Source organism: Microcoleus sp. Pol11C2, assembly GCF_036701505.1.
Taxonomy (GTDB): domain Bacteria; phylum Cyanobacteriota; class Cyanobacteriia; order Cyanobacteriales; family Microcoleaceae; genus Microcoleus.
Genome location: NZ_JAUBQX010000003.1, coordinates 89,298 through 110,989, shown reverse-complemented (window position 1 = coordinate 110,989; position 21,692 = coordinate 89,298). Strand labels below are relative to the sequence as shown.

The window sequence follows — 21,692 nt, the reverse complement described above, 5'->3', positions numbered from 1 at the left end:
GCAACCGGAATTGATATCATTCACTCTTTAAAGCTGGTGCTGTTCCTTCCACAGGTCGAATAATGATCGGTTTATTAGTAGATTGTTGCTGAAAAAGTGCCTTGAGTGCCAATTCAAGATTTTCTGCCATGACAATGCGGTTTTCGTAGACAGCAATAACTCTGACTAAAGTTGGCAAACTATTGCGTTCGGCTTCTAAGTAAAGAGGTTCCACATACAGTAAAGATTGTTCTATGGGAATTACTAATAAGTTTCCTTGAAGTGCTTTGGAACCCTGGCGATTCCAGAGAGATATTTGTTCGGAAATAACTGGATCTTGGTTAATTAAAGCTTCAATTTGTTCCGGGCCGTAAACTAATCGCTGTTTGGGGAATAAATACACCAGCAATTTTCCGTAGTCGCTACCATCAGATCGCCCTGCAATCCAAGCAATTAAATTGTTACGACTTACTGGTGTAAATGGAAGCAGCAAAATAAATTCTTCGGCTTTTTCAGTTGGCAGCTTCATAATCAAATAATACGGTGCTACGGGCTGCTGTTCGCTGCCATAAATTTCATTGGGAACTCGCCACAAATCCTCCCGATTGTAAAATACTTGCGGGTCTTCCATATGATAAGTTAGCAAGCGTTCTGATTGAATGCTCAGCAAATCTACTGGATATCTGATATGTTTTCGGAGAGCCGGAGGCATTTGGTCAAGGGGTTTGAAGAGTCCTGGAAATATAGCCATCCAACTCTTAATAATCGGATCGGAGGAATTGGCAACGTAGAAATCAACAGACCCGTTGTACGCATCAATCACTACTTTAACGGAGTTGCGGATGTAGTTAAACTCATGATTTCCGGGGTCAGAATACGGATAGCGATCGCTCGCTGTATAGGCATCGATAATCCAGTAAAGATAGTTGGGAGATTTATCAGTGGCAGAGGGTGAAGCTTTAATCTCGTTACCCTTTTCATCTTTTTCTTTTTCTATATCATCATTGCTAAGATTGGCGTTAGCTACTACTAAATACGGGTCGGAATCGTAGCGCAAAAAAGGAGCGATCGCCCGGACTCTTTTATTAATATTGCGACGGTACAGCAATTTAGTTTCTGGCGTAAAATTGCGCGTCAGTGCCATTTGCCAATTTTTGAGATAATTAGCAAACAGCCAGCGCCGCCACATAGAACCGATCGCAATTCCGCCCCTACCGCTGTAAGTATTGTAAACATTGTCTTCGCCGCTGGGGTAGTCGAATTCTTTGACTTTTGTGGGCGCCATCGCTTCTGTATCGGTGATTTCGCCGTAGTAAATTCGCGGGTATCCGATCGGAATACTGGCCCGAATTCGATCGCTAGTTACTTCCAAAGCAGTCTCTCCTTTTTGGGCGGCCACTCCAATATCTTTGACAAAATAATCTGGTAAACCGCCGACACCGACTGTATTTACCGGAGAAAGAGTAAAGCCGTAACCGTGAGTGTAAACTAGGTGTTTGTTCACCCAAGTTTGAGCTTCGGGGGCAACTGCCGTGTAATCTAATTCCCGCGCTGCCAGAAACACTTGTTGGCTTTCAGAATCTCCCTTTTTTGCTTTTTCATTTTTGATTGTGTAGCGCTCGATATCGGCATCAGGAAAGGTATAATAGGGTCGGATTTGCTGTAACTGTCGGGTTGTTTGCAGCAGCGGTCGCTTGTCCCACAGCCGGATGTTGCTAATAGTAAGTTTATTTTTTTCTAAGTCTTCATAAGTAAGTTTCCCGGCGGGATCGAAAGTTTTTATTTCTATATTGTTGAGGTCAAAGGCTTCTTGAGTAAAGGCAATGCTGCGCTTGAGGTACGGTTTTTCTCGTGCTAGTTCGTTTGGTTTAACTAGGAGTTGCTGCACAATTGTTGGCAGCAGCAAACTTCCCAAAAAACTTAAAGTTATCCACGCTAAAGTAATCTTTTTTATGAGTTCATTTTTAACTTTGAGTTGGTAAACCTGGCACAGCATCAAAAGTGCGATCGCCCCCGCCAAAATACTCAAAAATTCATAACAGGGCAGCCGCACCGTCACGTCAGCATAATTTGCCCCGTAAGTAACGTCTCCCCGCGAATACAGCAATGCGTAGCGCCCCAGCCAGTAGCGGAATGCGGCGGCTAGCATGGAAGCTGCCCCCAACCCGTACAAGTGCCGCTGCTGCGATCGAGAAAACCCCGAAAATCTCCCTTGACTCAGGCTATTTCCCGACAGCAAATATGTTAAAGCACAAGATACTAAACTGTACCAAAATACAACTGTCAGCCAGAAGCCTAGCAAATCTAAGATTGGCAAAATAAATACATAAAAGCTAATATTTTCATTAAAAAGAGGGTCGGTTGTGTTAAAATTAGTAGGGTGAAAATATTGCAAAACATTTGTCCAGCGACTGGTGGCAATAAGCCCGATCGCCAAACTGAGAAAAAGGGCGATCGCCTGCAGCCAAAAATCAGGCTTAATTGCCACAGCTAACATTGCCCCCACCAGCAAGCCCAACTGCCACCAGTGAGAAAATAGCTGCACCGCCCCATGCTGGATTGACTCAATTCCCAACTGCACGGGCGGTGCAGGCAAATTGCCAGCTATACCGAAATAGGTGAGGCTGTTTGCAGCTAACAGCCCGCAGTGAATTACTATAAAAGTTGCGATCGAACTCAATCCGAATACCGTCAACAGCAGCCAGGAAAAGGTAATTTGGGATTTAGCAACAGGTAATTCGTAATTCTTCCCAGTTTTGTTAGCCCTCAGTGAAGCGAATAGCGCCCCCGCAACCGGCGATTTTATTTCCTCTGCGGGATGTTGCAGGCGGCGGGCTAAAGCTAAATTTCCGAGCAAAAAGACAGAAGAAACAGCAATTGCGATCGTCCCCAGCAACCCTTGAGTTTTCAGCTTTAAGAGAAAAACCTGAAGATATCCAACTTCCTGAAACCAGAGAATTTCTGCCGCAATGCGGGAGGCAAACTCCAAAACCAGCCACAACCCTACAATCGATAAAATTAATGGATAAATTCGCCTTCTTAAAGTCATAACAATCAGCTAGAAGTAGGGACACTGCATTGCCCATATCTGTCAACTTAACCCAAAATCTCACTCTTAGACGTAAGTCCAAGGCTAATAGATCAAGTCCTCGGTATGAAGAGTAATTAACTAATCACTTCTTCAATCCTATGCAATAGGACTTGAGCTTTGAGCCAGCGCTTGAAACCCTGTCTGACTGATAGTTGAGTGCTAAGTTGATAGCAATGGACAAATGCCTAAGTCCCTACACATATAACGTGCAATTAACCGAATGTGAATCGAAAATTGAATCGAAAAAACTCCAGCTAGCTGTACTGCTGATTGACATCCACATCCAAATTAAACAGTGTTTGCAAAGTTTGCATCGCTTGTCGCCGCGCCTCAATATCCTGCTGAGCGCGCAACTGTACCATCGGATCGTGCAAAATCTTATTCACAATCCCCCTTGTTAAAGATTCAATCACGTCTTGATGTTTCTCCGAAAATTCCGAACCCAGACGCGATAAAGCTTTTTCTAACTCTTGTTCCCGAATCAATTCTATCTTATCGCGCAAACAGCTAATAGTAGGAACCGTTTCCAGACTGCGCCACCAGAGATCAAAAGCCTCTACTTCCTGTTCCAGCAAGCCCTGAGCTTCCATTGCCATTTTGCGGCGGCTTTCGTGATTTTGAGCTACCACTGCTTTCAAGTCGTCCACATTAAACGATCGCACATTAGCGAGTTCATTCGCATCCGAGTCAATGTTGCGTGGCACAGAAATATCCACCAACATCAAAGGGCGATTCGGGTCTAAAACAGCTTCCAATTTAGCTTTATTTAACAGTGGCTCGGTAGCTGCGGTACTGGTAAAAACCAAGTCAGAACTGGCAATTATCTGCATCATTTCCGAGAGCTGATACAGGTGCAATTCAGCATCTTTAAACTGACCGGCTAACTCCAGGGCGCCCCGCACAGAGCGGTTAACGATCGAAATATGGCTAGCTCCTTTTGAGAGCAAATGCTGCACCAAAAGCCGCGACATTTTGCCAGCACCGATAATTGCAATTTTGCTGCTTGCTAAATGCTGACCCTTCATTTGAGCCAATTCTGCCGCCGCCGAACTGATAGAAACTGCACCGGTACCGATGCTAGTTTCGGTGCGAACTCGTTTCCCTGCTGTGAGAGCTTGCTTGAATAAGCGCTCTAAAATTCTGCCTACACCTTTGTACTGCTGGGCGAGTTTGTGAGTTTGTTTCACCTGAGCCAAAATTTGTCCTTCTCCGAGCACCAAACTGTCGAGACCAGAAGCGACTCGCATCAAGTGCATCACCGCATCTTCGTGCAGCAAAATAAACAGGTGAGGGCGCAAAGACTGCAAAGGAACTTTACTGCATTCTGAAAGGAACTGAATAACCTCTCGTACACCAGGCTCCGACTCGCTGGTAACAATATAAATCTCTAAGCGGTTGCAAGTGCTGAGGATGGCAACCTCTTGAATGTGCGGGTAGCCGCGCAATTGGGCGATCGCCGCTTCAACTTTCTGTTCTGGAATGCTTAGTTTTTCGCGAACTTCGACCGGCGCTGTTTTGTGGCTGAGACCTACGACTGCAATATTCATATCTGTGATTTGTCACTATTTCTTTCTTAGTTGTTAACAGTCACCTGTTATTAGTTCTTAGTTTATCGCTAATTGCTAATCATCGGTGACTGTTAACCGTTAACTGTTAATTGTTAACATTTAACTGTTAACCACTAACTAATCACTAATTCAATTGCAAAGATTTCGGCTGGTCAAACATATGGATTGTATCCACAAACCGAGCTGTTTTCGACTGAGAAGAAATTACCAAACTTTCAGTGCGAGCGCCACCGCCAAAGAAGCGAACTCCATCCATCAGCGTTCCGGGAGTAATCCCGCAAGCTGCAAACAGAACTGTTTCTCCAGATGCCAACTCTTCAGCATTGTAAATCTTGTCTGGGTCTGTGATGCCCATCTCTTTAAGTCGAGCGATATTGCTCTCTTTGCTTTCACCGATCAAACCAGTTTTTACAACAGCCGGATCGTAAATTAACTGTCCTTGGAAGTGACCGCCCAAGCAGCGCATTGCTGCTGCGGAAATCACACCTTCGGGTGCAGCGCCAATACCCATAAGTGCGTGGATGTTGGAACCAGAAAACGCGCAAGAAATCGCTGCCGAAACGTCGCCGTCGCTGATCAACCGAACTCTTGCACCCGCTTGCCGAATTTCATTAATTAAATCTTTGTGTCGGGGGCGATCCATGACCACCACCACCAAATCTTCAATACTGCGGCCGAGACAATCAGAGATAATTTTGAGGTTTTGAGTCGGCGTTTTGCGAATATCTACATGATTCTTAGCAGCCGCAGGAGCAGCCAATTTGTTCATGTAGAAATCCGGTGCCGCAAACAAACCACCTTTTTCAGAGATTGCCAAAACTGCCATCGAACCGTTTTGACCGTAAGCGACCAGGTTAGTACCTTCGCAGGGGTCAACAGCGATGTCAATTTCGATCAATTCATCTATGTTGCAGACATCTTTGGCATCTTCGCGGGTACAAATACCTACTTGTTCACCGATGTAAAGCATTGGTGCGTCATCGCGTTCGCCTTCGCCGATCACGATGCGGCCGCGCATATGAATTTTGTTCATGCGCTCGCGCATGGCTTCTACAGCCACTCTGTCGGCTTCATCTTTCTCGCCTTTGCCCATCAAGCGAGCGGAGGCGATGGCTGCCTGCTCAACTACTTCGATAATCTCTAAACCGATTACATTGTCCACGAACTAGATCCTCCCAACTGCTGATGCGTGCCTTGTGCTCTTTTGCACTCCCAGCCATCAAGTTTATCAGAGGCGGGGATCTCTGCGAGCGCAAGCACTTGCTTAGTTTGTGTTAACTTTTGCTTCTTTGAGACTGGGGCTGGAAAATCTGAGTCGAACCAGCTCAAGGATCTGATCCCCCCATTACTTCACTCTGGCTTGGAGGATCGCACGCTAGCCCCGTCTGAGCGCTAAATCGCGGAGTCCAGAGGTTCCGGGGAAGCGAGGGGCTGTTTCAGGCAACTTGTCATCCCGAGTGCCGTTAAAGGTTTTATGATTAGTTTGCGATCGCACGATTGCTCAGAAACCTGGTGGCTAGACCGGATTTATCGTTACTAAACCCAATATTTTGGTAGAAACCGGGTTTCTGAGGGTAAGTCCTAATGATGATCACAAATCAAATGGACAGCCTCAAATCGGGACGCAGTAGACTTTATCAGCGGGAAACAATAAAAAATGATGATGAAAGCCCAAGATATTATGACAACAGAAGTTGTTACCATTCGCGGTTCAGCCACGGTAGCTGAAGCGGTGGCGATGATGAACGATTTGTGTTTGCGCGCGTTGATTGTGGAACGCCGCCACGAACAAGATGCCTACGGCATTGTTACGGAAACGGATATTGTCTATAAAGTAGCAGCCTACGGAGTAGATCCGAAAAAAGTCCGCGTCTTCGAGATTATGACCAAACCGTGCATCACGGTGAATCCAGACTTGGGCGTGGAATACGTGGCTAGGTTGTTCGCGAATACCCGAATCCGTCGGGCGCCGGTGATTAAGGACGAGCTAGTGGGCATTATTTCGGTCACGGATATCTTGACAAAAAGCGATTTTCTTGAGAAGCCGAAGAGTATTTTATTTGACGAACAAATCGAACAGGCAATCGCGGATGCCAGAACTATCTGTGCCGAGAAAGGCGCTACTTCTAGAGAGTGCGCGGTAGCGTGGGATATTGTAGAGGAAATGCAGGCTGAGGCTTCTCACCAGCGATCGATGAAGCTTGAGAAAACGGCTTTTGACGAGTATTGTGAGGAAAATCCCGAGGCGGCTGAAGCGCGGATGTACGACAGTTAATTTAGTCATTAGTTATTAGTTATTAGTTATTAGTTATCAACTCTTATTTATGGATTGATAACTAATAGCTAACTATCGGAAAGAGCTTTTTTTCTGATAGCCTCACGAAAAATAAAAATCTTAAGTGTTTGGCTCAGTCATACAAAACACGTTCAGCTTATTCCCCTCAAGATCGCGAAAATATCCCGCATAAAACCCCGGCAACACGCCTCTTGGCCCCGCGGCTCCTTCATCCTTAGCCCCAAGTTCGATCGCTTTGTTATAAACTAAGTTGACTTTTTCGGGACTGTCAACTTGAAGAGCTATCATTACTCCATTGCCAACAGTTGCTCTGTTACCATCAAAGGGTTTTGTAATAGCAAGTGCGGGTCGCTCTGGAGAAACGCTCCATGCGATAAATCCGTCGAATTCCATGAATCGTCGAGCGCCAATTTCAGCAAGCAAAGCATCATAAAACTTGGCTGCACTTTCAATATCGTTGGTACCGAGTGTAACGTATCCGATCATATTTTTGGTCTTCTAACTGAGGTTAAGATTAAAAAAATGCTTGAGCAAATAACAACTGAGTTAAACTGATCCTTATAAAACCAAAGCTACAGCTCAAACATCATTTTACATCATAACTCAAACTATCTCGGTTTTGTCCGCTGCAATGATTTATTGTTGATCGCTAATACATTCGGGAGTGTCTCTAGTGGGGCTATTGACGATCGCACTTACCGCTTTTCCTTTCATGGCTTCGGAAGCATAGGGCTTTAACAAGGGCAAAACTTCCTGAGCATTTTTAACAGCAGGATCTAGCCACTGTTCCCAATCGCTGTCGGGGAGAATCACCGGCATTCGATCGTGCATCGGCTGCACTGTTTCGTTAGCCTCGGTAGTAATTATACTGCAAGATACAATGTTTTCTTTTTCGGGAGATTCCCAATTTTCCCACAAACCGGCAAAAGCAAAAGGTTCGCCGTCTGCCTTTTGAAAATAGTAAGGCTGTTTGTTCTTTCCCTGCTGCTGCCATTCGTAAAAACCATCAGCGACTATCAAACATCGCCTGTGCTTGATGGCGCTGCGAAAAGCAGGTTTTTCGGCTACTGTTTCCGATCGCGCATTGATCATCTTGCTGCCCATTTTCATGTCTTTTGCCCAACTTGGAATCAAACCCCAGCGCATAAATTGAAACTGTCGCTGCATTTTTTCTTTTTCAACTGTTACTGTGGCAACTGCTTGAGTTGGGGCGATATTGTATCGCGGTTTGATGTCGGGAACTTCCGACAGTTTGAATAACTCGGCGATGATTTGACCTGAAGTAGTTAAAGTGTATCGTCCACACATAATTTATAATTGGTATTAACAAAAAGGTAGATTGCGATTTACCGTTGGGCGGGGCTGGTTTTCGAGATTATTAGTGTTAGGCAAAGATGGTTTTTAAAATCGGCCCCTACGACACATTGCTAAATTGTGGAACATTCGCAGACAACCATTCGGCGCGCAACTTTTCAATAGCTAATTCTTTAAATTTAGCTTCTACTTCAATCCAAGGAGCTTGATAATAGCAATTAGGCATTTCTGTAATTAAATCACTGTGGCGCGGATCGGCAAAAAATTCTCGGCCATTCGATATGTGTACTAATTGCCATTCAGGAACAGACCAAGTTGTGCGGGCTGCTGCGAGCATTTCTGCCACGCTGGGATCGTCGTAATTTTCTAAATGTTCGTGAATGACGTGGTGGTGGGCGTCAAAAACCATTGGTACGCCAGTATCGAGACAAACTTCTAAAATTTCCGAGGAACTGTAAGCGTATTCGTCATTTTCAAAGGTTAAGCGCGATCGAATAGATTCTGGCAAGTCGCGGATGACTGATGTGAGCTGCGAAGTGCGATCGCTCTTGCCGCCGTGAATGTTCATCAGTGCCTGGGGCGATCGGGGCTGTCCCAACATATCTAAAATTAAAGCATGAGTCGCGAGAATTTTAATGCTGTTTTCAACCACAGAAAGCTTGTCGGAACTGAGGACGACAAATTGATCCGGGTGGAGTACCAAGCGGATGCCCAAAGAAAGAGCGCGATCGCCCGTAATCCGCAATTCCTCAGTCATGGAGTGTAGCACTGCTTCCCCCAAATCTGTATCTGCAAAAGGGAACAGTGCAGAAGTCATGCGGTAGAGCTTTATCTGATTAGCAGCACAGAAGTCGATCGCTTTGTCAAGGCGCTTTAAGTTGTCTGTATAAAGCTCGCGCAATACTGTTTCTTGTTCTGTTTCCGAAAGCTGTAAAAGTCGCTTCCGCGTGACAGTGCGAAAGCGAACTGCATCGGATGTTGTAATGCAGACTAACCCCAATTCCGGCAATTTTTCCTTTTGAAATAGTTGATTAATTTCGCTCATTTATCAATAATTCCCAACTTGAATTTTAGGTTAAATAGTTTTGTAGTAAGGACTTTAGTCCTTTTTTTTAAAGCTCTGAGGTACTAATGAACCTGCCAAAATAGTCCGGCAGAGATTGAAATCCCTGGCGGACTATGGGGACAGGTGCAAGATGTAATTAGTACAAACCTAATTTTTCTCAAACCTCTAATCAACCACGTCGCAGATAGCATATCGATGACAATTTAATCGATATAACTATTGCTGTTCTTCGCCAGACTCAGCCTCTTCGTCGGGCCGCGCGGTGGCAACAGGATTTTCCATTGCTTCGTTATGGAATGGATAACCGGATGTTTCTTGATTTAGGGGGTCAGCGGGTTGGTCGTCAGGGGATGTAATTTGACCGTTAGTGTTGGTATTGGGTTTTGTGGAAGAGCCTTTATGGCTGGCGTGACCGCTACTCATCTTTTTTTCCTCAATTAGGTTTATGGAACAATTCCTAGCTTAGACTTAGCTGCTGCGGGCGATCGCCTATCTTAAGTCAGAGATGTTGCTTAATAGTTGAGGATGCTATAGCACTCCTGGCATCAATTGTGAAATCTTTCTCTTCTATTCTCAAGATTCGCGTCAATAGCGTGTTCGCGATTCGTTCACAAAAAAAGCCAGTTGCGCCTTTCCCGAAAGGATTGCTATATCTCCTGATTTCCCCCATTTCCCCTTTGCAATCAACTCCGCAAACGCCCTGATCTGAGAATGCTAATAATTAACCAAAAACCCAAAAAACTCGCCGCCCCAAACAAACCAGTGCTCAGAAAAGATAGCTGAGAAGTTTGCGCGTTAGAAGAAATAATTGCCGCCCCCACAATCAGCGAACCCACCACAATGCTAAAAGAAAGTCTGTTCGCAGAATCCCCCAGAGTGCGGCGTAGCGGATCGAGTTCTTTTAGTGTCAAGTTCCACTTCAAAGTTTCCGAAGTAACCCGGTCTAAAAGCACTTCCACCTGGCGCGGAGATTGCAAAGATAAGCTTTTGAGATCCAGGGCTGTTCTCAACAGAGCTTGTATCGGGTCATCTCCTAATAACTGACGCCGAAACATATCGGTCATCAGCGGTTTGACCTGCTCTACAATATTAAACCGGGGATTAAAAGAGCGCGCCAGTCCTTCCAAATTCGCTAGAGTTTTTGCATACAAACCGAGATTGCTGGGCAGCCGAATTTTATTTTTGCGGGTGATTTCCAGCACCTCATAAAAAATTTCCGACAAGTTCATTTGCGACAAGCTCACATTGTAATACTTGCGTAGCATTCGAGCCAAATCGTTCTCTAGATTAACTAAACTTGTCGGCTGAGCAAATTCTGCCATTTCCAAAGTTAATTGAGCGCAGCGCTGAGCATCTAAATCTACAATTGCCAGCAACATTTCTGTCAAATTCTGCTGAGTGCGCGGGTCTAATCTGCCGACCATGCCGCAGTCCAGCAAAGCTATCCGGCTGTCGGTTAGATAAAATAAATTGCCGGGATGCGGGTCGGCGTGAAAGAATCCGTCGATATATAACTGCTGGAAGAAAACGCGGCAAAGTAGCGTTGTAATTTCTTCGCGTTCGGCATTTATATCTCCTTTGTGGCGAACTCCTTGCAAATCGCCTAACAAAATCGGGACTCCGTTCAGCCACTCCATTACTAAGAGTTTTTTTGTAGTTAACTCCCAGTTAATTTCTGGTAGGACAACTTGTGTGGGGTCAAACCATTTACTTTTAGATAAATTGCGGCGCAGTTCGTCTGTGTAGCTGGCTTCTTGAATGAAGTCTAGTTCTGCACGCAGGGCGATCGCAAATTCTTCAGCTAGGGCGACAATATCGTATTGTTGACCGAAGTCTGTGAGCATGACAAGTTCTGCCAAACCTCGGAGGACGGCGATGTCTTGTTCGATGACAATATCAATACCGGGGCGCTGAACTTTGAGGGCGACTTCGCGGCCGTCTTTTAAAGTAGCTTTGTGGGTTTGAGCAATTGAACCTGCGGCGATGGCTTGAGTGTTAAATTTGGCGAAGGTATTTTCGAGAGATTGTGTCAGTTCCTGGCGGACGATTGCTTCTACTTGCGACCACGGTACGGGCGGTACTTCCGCTTGTAGCGTGGAGAGAGTTTCGATATAACTGGCCGGTAAAAGGTCGGGACGGGTGCTCAGCAATTGACCCAATTTGACAAATACTGGGCCTAATTCGACGAGGATATTGCGGAGAACTGCTGGAGTTGGGAGACTGGGTGCGTCGGTTTTGCGGCCGGTTAGGAGGCTTTTCATGTAGTCCCAACCGTTGCGGAAGACGACCTCTAGAATTTCTCCTTTGCGAGAAGTGTTTTGAACTAGGCTAAACAAGGGGCCTCCGGGTCGATCGGGTTTAAGGGCTATATAACTACTAGGATAGCGCTGTTGACCGGGCTGACCAGTGTCTTGGGGAATAACTTGGGGGAAATAGTGGGAATGGGCGTGACAGCTTTCGGGTGTGGGGGCGATCGGTTTTTGGCCGTGGCATTAATCCTCATGGTAATATACAGTTAAAGCAGACATGATATTTTTATAATTAAGTTTATTAACTTGTAAAGATTTGTCAAAGAATTGAATGAGTAAGTTATTACAAAGCGGATTTTCAATGTGTTTAATAGCGTATAAGAGACATGATTGCCATCCAATTTCCTACCAACTCGATCGAATTATCCATCCACTTAACTGACGAGCAATTTTTTCAGCTTTGTCAGAACAACCGCGATTATCAATTTGAACGTACAGCATCCGGGGAATTAATTATTATGCCACCGACCGGCAGTGAAACTAGCAAGCGCAATATGGATCTATCGTATCAACTTCGATCCTGGAGTCGGCAAAATAATCTAGGAGTTGCCTTCGACTCTTCTGGAGGCTTTAGGCTCCCCAATGGTGCCGATCGCTCTCCTGATGCCTCTTGGGTCAAAAAAGAACGCTGGGATGCTTTAACACCGGAACAAAAAGACAGTTTTGCTCCTTTGTGTCCCGATTTTGTTGTTGAGTTGCGTTCTCGGACTGATTCCTTGAAAAAACTTCAAGAGAAATTGCAAGAATATATAGATAACGGTGCTAAATTGGGTTGGTTAATTGACAGGCAAAATCGGCGGGTAGAAATTTATCGCCCCGGTCAAGATGTTGAAATTATCGAAAATCCTGCCACTCTATCAGGGGAAGATGTACTGCCAGGTTTTGTCTTGGATTTAGCAGAAATTATGTAACATTCCGGGACGCAAAAAGTGAAGATCCAAACTATTGGTAGCGGTAAGGTACGCAGTGCGTACCCTACAGAATTAGTTACAATAAATTTTTCAATTTATCATCTTCTCCCAACACTTTGATTACCTGTTTAATCTCCTGCGTCCTGTCCTTTTTCACAATCAAAGTCACATTGCCATCTCTGACAACTACCACATCTTCTAAACCAATGGTGACAATCACCTCATTCTCATCGGCAGCATAAAAAATGCCACCTTTCGTATCAATTCCGACGTGTTTTGCTAACTCCACATTCGGCTTGTCTCCTTGCAGCAAACGGCCGATCGCATTCCAATCTCCCAAATCATCCCAGCTAAAGCCTACAGGCAGAACACAGGCTTTTTGCGTCTTTTCCATCAGCGCGTAATCGATGCTTATTTTTGCTAATTCCGAGTACGCCTGCGCGCCTTTTGCTTCCAAAGCTGCCATCATTTCCGGTACATGATTTCGCAATTCTGTCAAGACTGTTCCGACTCGAAATACAAAAATACCGCCGTTCCAACTAAACTTGCCGCTGGCGACAAATTCTTCAGCAGTGGTGCGATCGGGCTTTTCCGTAAACCTCGCCACCCGATAGGCCGGAAAACCCCCAAAACTGCCAATTTCCTCGCCTTGTTCGATGTAGCCGTAGCCGGTGGAAGCATAACTCGGTTTTACTCCCAAAGTGGCGATCGCATCCTGATTTTTCGCCAACTCTGCCGCCGCCTCCAAAGTCTTGATAAACTCCTGTGGTTCCCCAATCCAGTGATCCGCCGGGAAAAAACCAACAACCGCATCCTCACCGTAACGCTTCGCAGTTTCTATAGCAGTCCAGGCCACCGCTGGCGCAGTATCGCGGCCCTCCGGTTCCGCCAGCAAATTCTCCGGTGGTAACAGTGGCAACTGTTCGCGAACCCCTGCAGCCAACATTTCCGACGTTACCACCCACAAATCGTCCCAACCGTTACCTAATTCCAAAAGTCTTTCCGCAGTAGCCTGCAGCAAACTCTTGCCGCTACCGTCGAGACTCAAAAACTGCTTGGGCCGCTGCTTGCGGCTCAGCGGCCAAAAACGTTCGCCCTTACCACCGGCCAGAATCACAGGAATTAAGGTTCTACTCATTGTTTAAAGTTTAAATAGTTCACGTCCATTTTGCCCTGATACCCGAGATGGTGTTTGTAAAGAATTACTGAGGCAGAATGATGATTGACTGTTGACTGTTGACTGTTGACTGTATCACCCTAAATGTAGGGCGCGCATTGCGTACCTTACCCAATATAAAACAACAAAACTCTCGTTAAGGAATCCTTGAAAATTGCTATAGCGACTAGCAATTACCATTACCTATTACTTCGACAATTCGATATTGAGTTCGTTCACGACACGGCGTTTGAGCGGGATAGATTTTTCTCTGGGCAGCAAGTCAAATACTTTCCGGAAAGCATCATCTACCTTTTCAAAGGGTATTTGTCCTTTCTCATTAAAAACTACTTTCCCCGATTGGTCTAGGATGACAGTTTGAGGTACGAAACCTTCGTAATAATGGCTCGGCTCGGTGATTTCTGGTGACGGTTGTGGAGGCAAAGAGTCAATTGTTATGGGCATAAAATCGGCTTCGCGGCCGTAAAATTCCTGGAGTTGAGAGACGACGATCGCGTATTGCTTGGAGTCGCTGCTGTCATCAGTGTAAAAAACTAACAGTACGGGTTTATGGCGTTTGAAAGAATCTGCAATCTTGACTTTAGGAGGAACTAGGGAACCGTTGCCGGCGTAGAGGGCAAAGATTGTACCGTCAAAGCGATCGTCGGTAAGAGTTGCTAAAGCTGGCGCCGTGCCGCTTAGCAGTAGGAAGCTAAGTGTGATCGCTACTGTTACAAGACTGGCTGACAAGATTCGCCTCAGCCAGCGGATGCCAGAAGCAGCAGTAACAATTGAATTTTTGTTCTCAGGAAATATCATAGGTTGTGGGCAGTTGCTGTAACGAAAGCGAAATCAGATGCAAAAACTTTCCTAAGTCTATCAGCAAAATGTAGGCAAATGTTGTTGAGTAGGTTAAAGTAGTTTGGGCTCGATGATCATAAATTGCTGATACTTGCGATCGACAAGGCGATTCTACAGGCCGAAGATCACTATGTGCGATCATCGACTTTTCAGGGGCGGACTGGAACTGTCCGCGCCACAATAAAATTTATTTGTGGTGGGGTGGGCTTCTATCTTCCCAGAAGGCTGCATGATCTTAAATTAAACTGATTACTAGAAACTGACAACTGGGAATTCACAACTAATGATAGCTTTGCTTGACGCACTCCTCGCCCAAACGCCCGCTGCTGAGGTTTCCGGGCCTGCTCAAATCAATCTGGTGCAGGCGATTGTTTTAGGAATTGTACAAGGATTAACAGAGTTTTTGCCCATCAGCAGCAGCGCTCATTTGAAGGTAGTGCCGATCGCCCTGGGATGGGGCGATCCGGGGGTTGCTTATACTGCTGTAATTCAGTTGGGCAGTATTGTCGCAGTGCTTTGGTATTTCTGGAAAGACTTGACAACTATAACTTTGGGTGCTGTAGATGCTGTGATGCGGCGCGACTACAAATCGCAAGAGTTTCAACTGGCGCTGGGATTTGTTTTGGGAACAATACCTCTAGTCTTTTTTGGGCTGCTAATCAAGGCATTGGTTCCAGATTTTGATAAGTCGCCGCTCAGGAGTTTGACCAGCATCGCCATTGCTTCGATAGTCATGTCGCTACTTTTAGCAACAGCAGAAAAAATTGGCAAGCGCAATCGCACTTATGAAAAGTTAACTGTTAAAGACGGTATTTTGATGGGATTAGCTCAAGCAATCGCATTGATTCCGGGGTGTTCGCGATCGGGTTCCACTCTAACAGCAGGATTGTTCATGGGATTGGAAAGACCTGCCGCCGCGCGGTTTTCTTTTTTATTAGGAATTCCCGCAATTACTCTGGCTGGATTAGTGGAATTAAAGAGTGATTTGGCACAAGGAATCGGCGGTTCTGGAGTTGCAGCTTTGATAGTGGGAACGATTTCGGCATTTGTGTTTTCTTATTTGTCGATCGCCTGGCTAATGAAGTTCCTGCAAACTCAAAAGACGTGGATATTTGTATTGTATCGGCTAGCTTTTGGCGTAGCCATTTTAACGGCGCTCGCAGGTGGGGGGCTGAGAAATATGTAAAACAGGACTGACTTGAACCTAATTATAGCCCTTCTCAAGGGCGGTGAGTTATGTCCGGTAATGGGTAAGAAAGCAATCGCTCGCCCTCGCACCTTACTCACACTTTTTTGCCCTATATATGCCGTAAGATCTGCAACTTGACAAGCATGAGAGTTTAAGGCTTTGACAAAGGTATATTCGGCTCTCAACGCTGTATTGTGACGATACATATCTTTTTGTTCCACACCTCGGTTGCCCATCCAAAAACGGACACATTTGTTGCGGACAAACTGAGCGGTTTTAATCGCTTCGTCGGCAGCAGCGTATTGAGTTGTTTTTGCCTTAGCCTTAAACTCTAAAAGTATCATTGACGTGGAAAAACTTTACGTAATTATTGTAGGATAGAAAAGCCGTCAAGCTAAGAATGGGACTTGTATCCTATTAATTTCGGTAACGCTAAAAGGAGAGTGGCTGTGAAAAAAATAGCAGTATTTGGCAACGCTGGAGGCGGTAAATCAACTCTCAGCAAGAGATTATTGGACATCACTGGGCTGCCGCTTTACGTCTTGGACAAGATTAAATATCGATCGGGCGGCATTGAGGCCTTACAGGAAGACTAGAAGCGCGCCCATTAGGAAATTTTGCAGACTGACAGATGGATTATTGACGGGTTTGATTCCATGGAAACCGTCTGGCTGCGACTTGATGAGGCGGATACTCTGGTTTATTTCGCTCTACCGCTATACGTGCATTTCTGGTGGGTGACTAAACAACTGATCTCAGGTCACTTTAATCCGCCCGAAGGCTGGCGAGAAAATAGTCCCACATTCAAGGACTCGATGATCGGTTACCGCGTGCTTTGGTTGTGTCACAAATTTTTGACTCTAATGATATCGCGAATATATCGATCGGGCGCGAAGTAGCAAAAGTGTTGATAACATCAGATATACTGAACAGATTTCCCAATTTTTTGAGTCTACTGAAAATGAGACCAAGATTAAAGATGGTGAACTAATATAATCAACTTAATGACTCAGTTACGGTTCACATTAATACGATTAATTTATGGAAGCCACACTGGAAGCTAAGTTGCGATGCCGATCGAGAGATGGCTGCCACTACCCGCCAAGCCGTACTGGAAAAAATTGCAGGCGATCGCACGTTAATGTTTGCCTATCATTTTCCGTATCCGGGAATCGGACATTTGCGAGCGCGCGATCGGGGCGGATTTGATTGGCAACCCGTCAACTGGCAATTTGAAAGTTAATCCTGCTTGTGGAAGTCATGCAAAGGTTATCTGCCGCTACTAACCTTTGCCGTTAGACAGCTATCGTCCATAATGTAGTATGATAAAATATTATCGATTTCTAAGCTTTGGGATTGGTAGCTCAATTGGAAGAGCGCTGCGACTGCATCGCAGAGGTTGGGAGTTCGAGTCTCCCTCAGTCCCACCTTTTTGGGGCAGATAATTCAGATGAATATCCCACCAGACCAATTAGAAATCTGCCTCAATGTTCTGCAACAAATTTCCGAAGATCCAGCGGTCATTGGCGAACACGATCGCTTCAAAAGTTTGATTGCCAAAATCTATAAAAAGGGACGCAAAGGTTGGCGTCAAACTCAACAACAACAACGACGAGTTGAAGATCGCCAACTCAAAGCATCAACCGTCATAGTGCAGCACCAGCACCAACAACAGCCATTCGCTGCGTTACCAGAATCAACAACCCGAGCGCAGCATTTGCACAAGCCGATCGTTTGTTACATTTGCAAAACACCCTACACGCAAATTCATTTTTTTTATCATTTACTCTGCCCAAAATGCGCCCAATTCAATTACCAAAAACGACAACAGCGAACCGATTTAGTTGGGCGAACTGCATTAGTGACAGGCGGACGGATCAAGATTGGCTATCAGATGGTATTGCGGCTGTTGCGAGATGGTGCTAAGGTGATTCTCACCACAAGATTCCCCCATGACTGTGCCGATCGCTACAGTCGAGAACCTGATTTCGAGCAATGGCGCGATCGCCTGCAAATTCGCGGACTCGATCTGCGAAATATTCCAGCAGTGGAAACATTTGTCCGGGATTTACTCGATACTGAATCAGCTCTGGATATTATCATCAACAATGCTGCTCAAACTATCAAGCGTCCGTTGGCATTTTATCAGCATCTCTTAGATCGAGAACGAGAAGCATCACAAATACTCAGCATAAACGCGCAAGCATTAATCTCGCTCGATGGCAATACATTAAAAGGAAAATCTCCCCGACAGCACTCTCTTTTACTTGAAAGTCAACTCAATTACAAAGATAGTGTACCGGGTGCGATCGCGGATTACTTCCCGCGCGATCGCTTCGATGCTGACGGACAACAACTGGATATTCGCCCGGAAAATAGCTGGTTGCTAAAACTCGATGAGGTAAACACGATCGAGTTACTTGAAGTACATTTGGTAAACGCGATCGCACCCTTCATTCTCAACAGCCAACTCAAACCATTACTACTTCGTTCATCCTTTACCAGACGCTTTATCATCAACGTTTCGGCAATGGAAGGACAATTCAACCGCTCCAGCAAAACACCCTATCATCCCCATACCAATATGGCAAAAGCAGCTTTGAATATGATGACGCGAACCTCGGCGGTTGATTGTGCCAGATCTAATATTTTCATGAGCAGCGTCGATACGGGTTGGATTACCAATGAAAATCCTTATCCTAAAAAAATACGAGTTCAAGAAAAACAAGGATTTTACACGCCATTAGATGCGATCGATGGGATGGCAAGAATTTACGATCCGATCGTTCAAGGTATTGAAAACCCCGCTCCTCCGATGTACGGTCATTTTCTTAAAGACTATACCCCCTCTCCCTGGTAACAAATGATGGTAAATACCGATTTTCACTGTCCGTTACCCAATCCTATAGAGTCTTCCTCCGAGGTAGTAATCGAGCTAAAATCCTTAATTGATTACCTGCAAACCGATCGGTCGATCTCTCAAAAAATAGTCTTCCCGCGCGGCACAGTCATGCCCGATGGACGACTCGATTTGTGCAAGCAAGGTTTGGGTGCGCTGGGATGTCATTTAGTAACTGAAGCATTGGCAAACAATAATGCGATCGCTAGCTTATTACTGGGAACTAATGGTATTGGCGATCGTGGTGCTAAAGATGTGGCGCGATTGATTCAACGCAACAACCGTTTAGAGATTGTCTATTTAGGTTGCAATGCGATTTCATCCACAGGTATTGCGGCACTTGCCGCAGCGCTGGCGCCGAATCAATCTGTAACTGGGTTGTGGTTAAAACGCAATCCGATCGGCCCTGCAGGTGCATATTATCTAGCGGAAATGTTGCGTCACAATACCAGTATCCGCACGCTGGATTTGGTCAATACCCAAATAGGAGATGAGGGATTTGCCGCCATTTTAGAGGTTTTGACTTATACCAATCGTACTGTTGAACGGCTGTACTTGGGTGGCAATCAAATTCAAGCAAACCAGGCTGCTTTACTGGCCGCTCTTTTAGCTGAAAATCCTGTAATTACTGGCTTATTTCTTAATGTCAATCATTTGGGCGATCGAGGTGTTACAGTTTTAGCAGGTGGATTGGCAGAAAATAAAACAGCGCTCGATTTAGGATTGGCTAGCAATGGCATTGGGGTAGAGGGTTGTGAGGAATTATTAGCAGCACTGCAAACTCACCCCGCGATCGGCAATCTGGATTTAGGTTACAGTCCTTCTACACAAGTGTTAAAGGCACGGCCCAATCAGATTGGAGATATCGGTGCAAGCGCGATCGCGAATTTCCTGAGAGACAACCGAACTTTATTTAAGCTAAATCTGGCAAAAAATGGAATTACTGAGGGGGGAAAAATAGCATTAATTAGTGCTTTAGAAATCAATCGAAAATTACGTTATCTGATTTTAGATGGGCCACCAAATCGACGAATTGAGGTTTTGTTAGAGCGCAACCGGATGCTGAATTTGGATGACGAATTACACAAGCCTCGTAGCGTTGTTTCGATCCAAAGTGTATATCGTTGAGCTTAAGCCGTATTGACTGTCAATCTGGCAGATCGTAAAATACCTGGTGCACGACAATCTGTGATTAATATTCAAGAGTATTCGGAACAATGCCTATTTCTCGTAGAACCTTTTTCACAGGGGCGATCGCCACTTCCTTCGCCCTACCCACCGCCGGCCGTTTGCTGGCACAAACCCCTCCGCGCGCGATGCCCGGCAATGCTGGCATCTATCGATTTAAGTTGGGAAACTTCAACCTGATTTCGATTAGCGATGGAACGTTGAGCGTCCCGGCAGCACTCTTTGCCGGCAATGCCAAACCAGAAGAGTTGCAAGAGGTTTTAAAACAGGGTTTTCAAGGGGAAACGCTGTCAGCAGATTGTAATGTTTTATTGGTGGATACCGGGCCGAACAAAGTCTTAATCGATACGGGCAGCGGCTTGTTGAACGGACCAACTGTTGGCAAACTGATAGAAAACTTGCAGCAGGCACAGATTAAACCGATCGATATTACTGCGGTGATTTTGACTCACGCGCACGGAGATCATGTGGGTGGTTTGAATGGGAAAAGCGGGTTGACGTTTCCCAATGCCCGCTATTTCATCAACAAACAAGAGTGGAATTTTTGGACGGCTAAGTCGGTGGATTTGCCCAAGTTTGGCGGACCTGCCGAGATGAAACAGCAGGCGATTGAGGTTGCTAAAAAACAGTTGGGTTTGATTCGCGATCGCGTCACTCAATTCGATGTTAACCAAGAGTTTTTGCCGGGATTTACAGCCATTCCTGCCTACGGTCACACGCCCGGTCACGTTGCGATTAGAATTGCATCGGGAAATACTGTGATGGTTCATACGGCCGATACGGTTCACATTCATACAATTAACCTGTGGAATCCAAGCTGGAAACCGATTTTTGATGCCGATCGAGAGATGGCTGCAACTACCCGCCAAGCCGTACTGGAAAAAATTGCGAGCGATCGCACGTTAATGTTTGCCTATCATTTTCCCTATCCGGGTATCGGACATTTGCGCGCGCGCGATCGGGGTGGATTTGATTGGCAACCTGTCAATTGGCAATTTGAAAGTTAATTCTGCTTGCGGAAGTCATGCGTAGGTTATTGGCAACTACTAACTTTTGCCTTTAGACAGTTTCATTGTACTCTATAATTGAGCAGTAAATTCTTGCTAAGAAATGCTGTAAATCGACGATAAAAAATTATGCAGCAACAGAATTGGCAACCACCAGAATATATCCAACTCAAGGGTCAATTTGTCACGCTGAAGCCCCTCCTGCCAACAAGAGATGTAGGTGAACTCTATTCGATATCGCATGGCACTCCTGAAAAGCAAGCGGTGTGGCACTATCTGTTCTATGGTCCGTTTGAAAGTCCCTCTGCCATGCAATACTGGATGGAAACAGAAATGATTGGTAAGTCCGAGCCTTTGACTTGGACAGTCTTTGAAAACTCCAGTAATACTCAAGTGGGGATTGTCGCATTACAAGCGATCGTTCCCAATCACAGTCGAGCAGAAATCGGTCATGTGTGGTTTAGCCCTGCAGTACATAAAAGTAAAGTTAATACAGAGTCACAGTTTTTATTACTTCAGCATCTTTTTGACGACCATTCATACCGTAGAGTTGAGTGGAAATGCGATGCACTTAATCATGCTAGCCGAACTACAGCCGCCAGAATGGGATTTCTCTATGAAGGGCGTTTCCGACAACATATGATTGTGCGTGGCAGAAATAGGGATACTGATTGGTTTGCAATGACAGACAAGGAGTGGGGACGCTGTAAAGTGAATTTTGAAAAGTGGCTCTACTCAAACGAAAAACTCTCGTTGATGGTACTCAACAATGGCTGAGGTTAACTTGGAATTATGATGAGGATTTCTGGCACTATAATATACAGCAGTTTTCAGCGGTACAGAGAAACCGGGTTTCTG

Annotated in this window: 20 protein-coding genes and 1 tRNA gene; 11 read left to right on the top strand and 10 right to left on the bottom strand. The window is 45.4% G+C overall.

Annotated features, from left to right (window positions below; translation table 11 throughout):
- Positions 1-16 precede the first annotated feature (16 nt).
- The 3 genes from QUA42_RS03095 to glpX all read right to left on the bottom strand — a co-directional run bounded on the left by QUA42_RS03095 (position 17) and on the right by glpX (position 5,800).
- Positions 17-3,028, bottom strand: coding sequence for a UPF0182 family protein (locus QUA42_RS03095; RefSeq protein WP_333135027.1), 3,012 nt, complete (start codon positions 3,026-3,028; stop codon positions 17-19).
- A gap of 296 nt (positions 3,029-3,324) precedes the next feature.
- Positions 3,325-4,617 (bottom strand): glutamyl-tRNA reductase, encoded by a 1,293-nt coding sequence (locus tag QUA42_RS03090; protein ID WP_333083528.1) that lies wholly within the window; start codon positions 4,615-4,617, stop codon positions 3,325-3,327.
- A 145-nt stretch (positions 4,618-4,762) separates the two neighbouring features.
- Entirely contained in the window at positions 4,763-5,800 is a 1,038-nt protein-coding gene (gene glpX, locus QUA42_RS03085; RefSeq protein ID WP_333065996.1) for a class II fructose-bisphosphatase, read from the bottom strand.
- Between the two features lie 495 nt (positions 5,801-6,295).
- Between glpX and QUA42_RS03080 the strand changes: the two genes are divergently transcribed.
- Positions 6,296-6,913, top strand: a complete 618-nt coding sequence (locus tag QUA42_RS03080) for a CP12 domain-containing protein (protein WP_333135025.1) — start codon at positions 6,296-6,298, stop codon at positions 6,911-6,913.
- A 120-nt stretch (positions 6,914-7,033) separates the two neighbouring features.
- Here QUA42_RS03080 and QUA42_RS03075 read toward each other — a convergent pair whose 3' ends face one another.
- From QUA42_RS03075 to QUA42_RS03055, 5 genes are all read right to left on the bottom strand, one after another.
- Positions 7,034-7,420, bottom strand: a complete 387-nt coding sequence (locus QUA42_RS03075; RefSeq protein WP_333135023.1) for a VOC family protein — start codon at positions 7,418-7,420, stop codon at positions 7,034-7,036.
- A gap of 150 nt (positions 7,421-7,570) precedes the next feature.
- Positions 7,571-8,242: an SOS response-associated peptidase gene (locus QUA42_RS03070; protein ID WP_333135021.1), complete on the bottom strand. Its 672-nt coding sequence runs from the start codon at positions 8,240-8,242 to the stop codon at positions 7,571-7,573.
- Positions 8,243-8,348: 106 nt separating this feature from the next.
- On the bottom strand, positions 8,349-9,293 hold the full coding sequence (gene uvsE, locus QUA42_RS03065) for a UV DNA damage repair endonuclease UvsE (RefSeq protein ID WP_333135019.1): 945 nt from the start codon (positions 9,291-9,293) through the stop codon (positions 8,349-8,351).
- A 237-nt stretch (positions 9,294-9,530) separates the two neighbouring features.
- Positions 9,531-9,737 (bottom strand): hypothetical protein, encoded by a 207-nt coding sequence (locus QUA42_RS03060; protein ID WP_172190898.1) that lies wholly within the window; start codon positions 9,735-9,737, stop codon positions 9,531-9,533.
- A 260-nt stretch (positions 9,738-9,997) separates the two neighbouring features.
- Positions 9,998-11,650 carry an AarF/ABC1/UbiB kinase family protein gene (locus QUA42_RS03055; protein WP_333135017.1) on the bottom strand — a complete coding sequence of 551 codons (1,653 nt, stop codon included), beginning with the start codon at positions 11,648-11,650 and terminating at the stop codon, positions 9,998-10,000.
- A 299-nt stretch (positions 11,651-11,949) separates the two neighbouring features.
- Here QUA42_RS03055 and QUA42_RS03050 point away from each other — a divergent pair, with 299 nt between their 5' ends.
- Positions 11,950-12,534 carry a Uma2 family endonuclease gene (locus QUA42_RS03050; protein ID WP_333135014.1) on the top strand — a complete coding sequence of 195 codons (585 nt, stop codon included), beginning with the start codon at positions 11,950-11,952 and terminating at the stop codon, positions 12,532-12,534.
- Positions 12,535-12,610: 76 nt separating this feature from the next.
- On the opposite strand, the gene QUA42_RS03045 is transcribed toward QUA42_RS03050, so the two are convergent.
- Together QUA42_RS03045 and QUA42_RS03040 are read right to left on the bottom strand one after the other, a co-directional pair.
- A complete protein-coding gene (locus QUA42_RS03045) occupies positions 12,611-13,672 on the bottom strand; it encodes a mannose-1-phosphate guanylyltransferase (protein ID WP_333135012.1) in 1,062 nt (353 codons plus the stop codon).
- A gap of 225 nt (positions 13,673-13,897) precedes the next feature.
- Positions 13,898-14,509 (bottom strand): thylakoid membrane photosystem I accumulation factor, encoded by a 612-nt coding sequence (locus QUA42_RS03040; protein WP_333135010.1) that lies wholly within the window; start codon positions 14,507-14,509, stop codon positions 13,898-13,900.
- A gap of 325 nt (positions 14,510-14,834) precedes the next feature.
- Between QUA42_RS03040 and QUA42_RS03035 the strand changes: the two genes are divergently transcribed.
- From QUA42_RS03035 to QUA42_RS02995, 9 genes are all read left to right on the top strand, one after another.
- Entirely contained in the window at positions 14,835-15,737 is a 903-nt protein-coding gene (locus QUA42_RS03035; RefSeq protein ID WP_333135008.1) for an undecaprenyl-diphosphate phosphatase, read from the top strand.
- Between the two features lie 452 nt (positions 15,738-16,189).
- Complete coding sequence (locus tag QUA42_RS03030) at positions 16,190-16,336, top strand: hypothetical protein (protein ID WP_333135006.1); 147 nt, start codon at positions 16,190-16,192, stop codon at positions 16,334-16,336.
- A gap of 60 nt (positions 16,337-16,396) precedes the next feature.
- Complete coding sequence (locus QUA42_RS03025) at positions 16,397-16,639, top strand: hypothetical protein (protein ID WP_333135004.1); 243 nt, start codon at positions 16,397-16,399, stop codon at positions 16,637-16,639.
- A 185-nt stretch (positions 16,640-16,824) separates the two neighbouring features.
- Positions 16,825-16,983, top strand: coding sequence for a hypothetical protein (locus QUA42_RS03020; protein WP_333135002.1), 159 nt, complete (start codon positions 16,825-16,827; stop codon positions 16,981-16,983).
- A 109-nt stretch (positions 16,984-17,092) separates the two neighbouring features.
- Positions 17,093-17,167: transfer RNA gene (locus tag QUA42_RS03015), tRNA-Ala, on the top strand.
- 23 nt (positions 17,168-17,190) lie between these two features.
- A complete protein-coding gene (locus QUA42_RS03010; protein WP_333135000.1) occupies positions 17,191-18,600 on the top strand; it encodes an SDR family NAD(P)-dependent oxidoreductase in 1,410 nt (469 codons plus the stop codon).
- A 3-nt stretch (positions 18,601-18,603) separates the two neighbouring features.
- Positions 18,604-19,767 (top strand): ribonuclease inhibitor, encoded by a 1,164-nt coding sequence (locus QUA42_RS03005; protein ID WP_333134997.1) that lies wholly within the window; start codon positions 18,604-18,606, stop codon positions 19,765-19,767.
- Positions 19,768-19,856: 89 nt separating this feature from the next.
- Positions 19,857-20,834 (top strand): MBL fold metallo-hydrolase, encoded by a 978-nt coding sequence (locus QUA42_RS03000; protein ID WP_333134995.1) that lies wholly within the window; start codon positions 19,857-19,859, stop codon positions 20,832-20,834.
- A gap of 129 nt (positions 20,835-20,963) precedes the next feature.
- Complete coding sequence (locus tag QUA42_RS02995) at positions 20,964-21,611, top strand: GNAT family protein (protein WP_333134993.1); 648 nt, start codon at positions 20,964-20,966, stop codon at positions 21,609-21,611.
- Positions 21,612-21,692 lie beyond the last annotated feature (81 nt).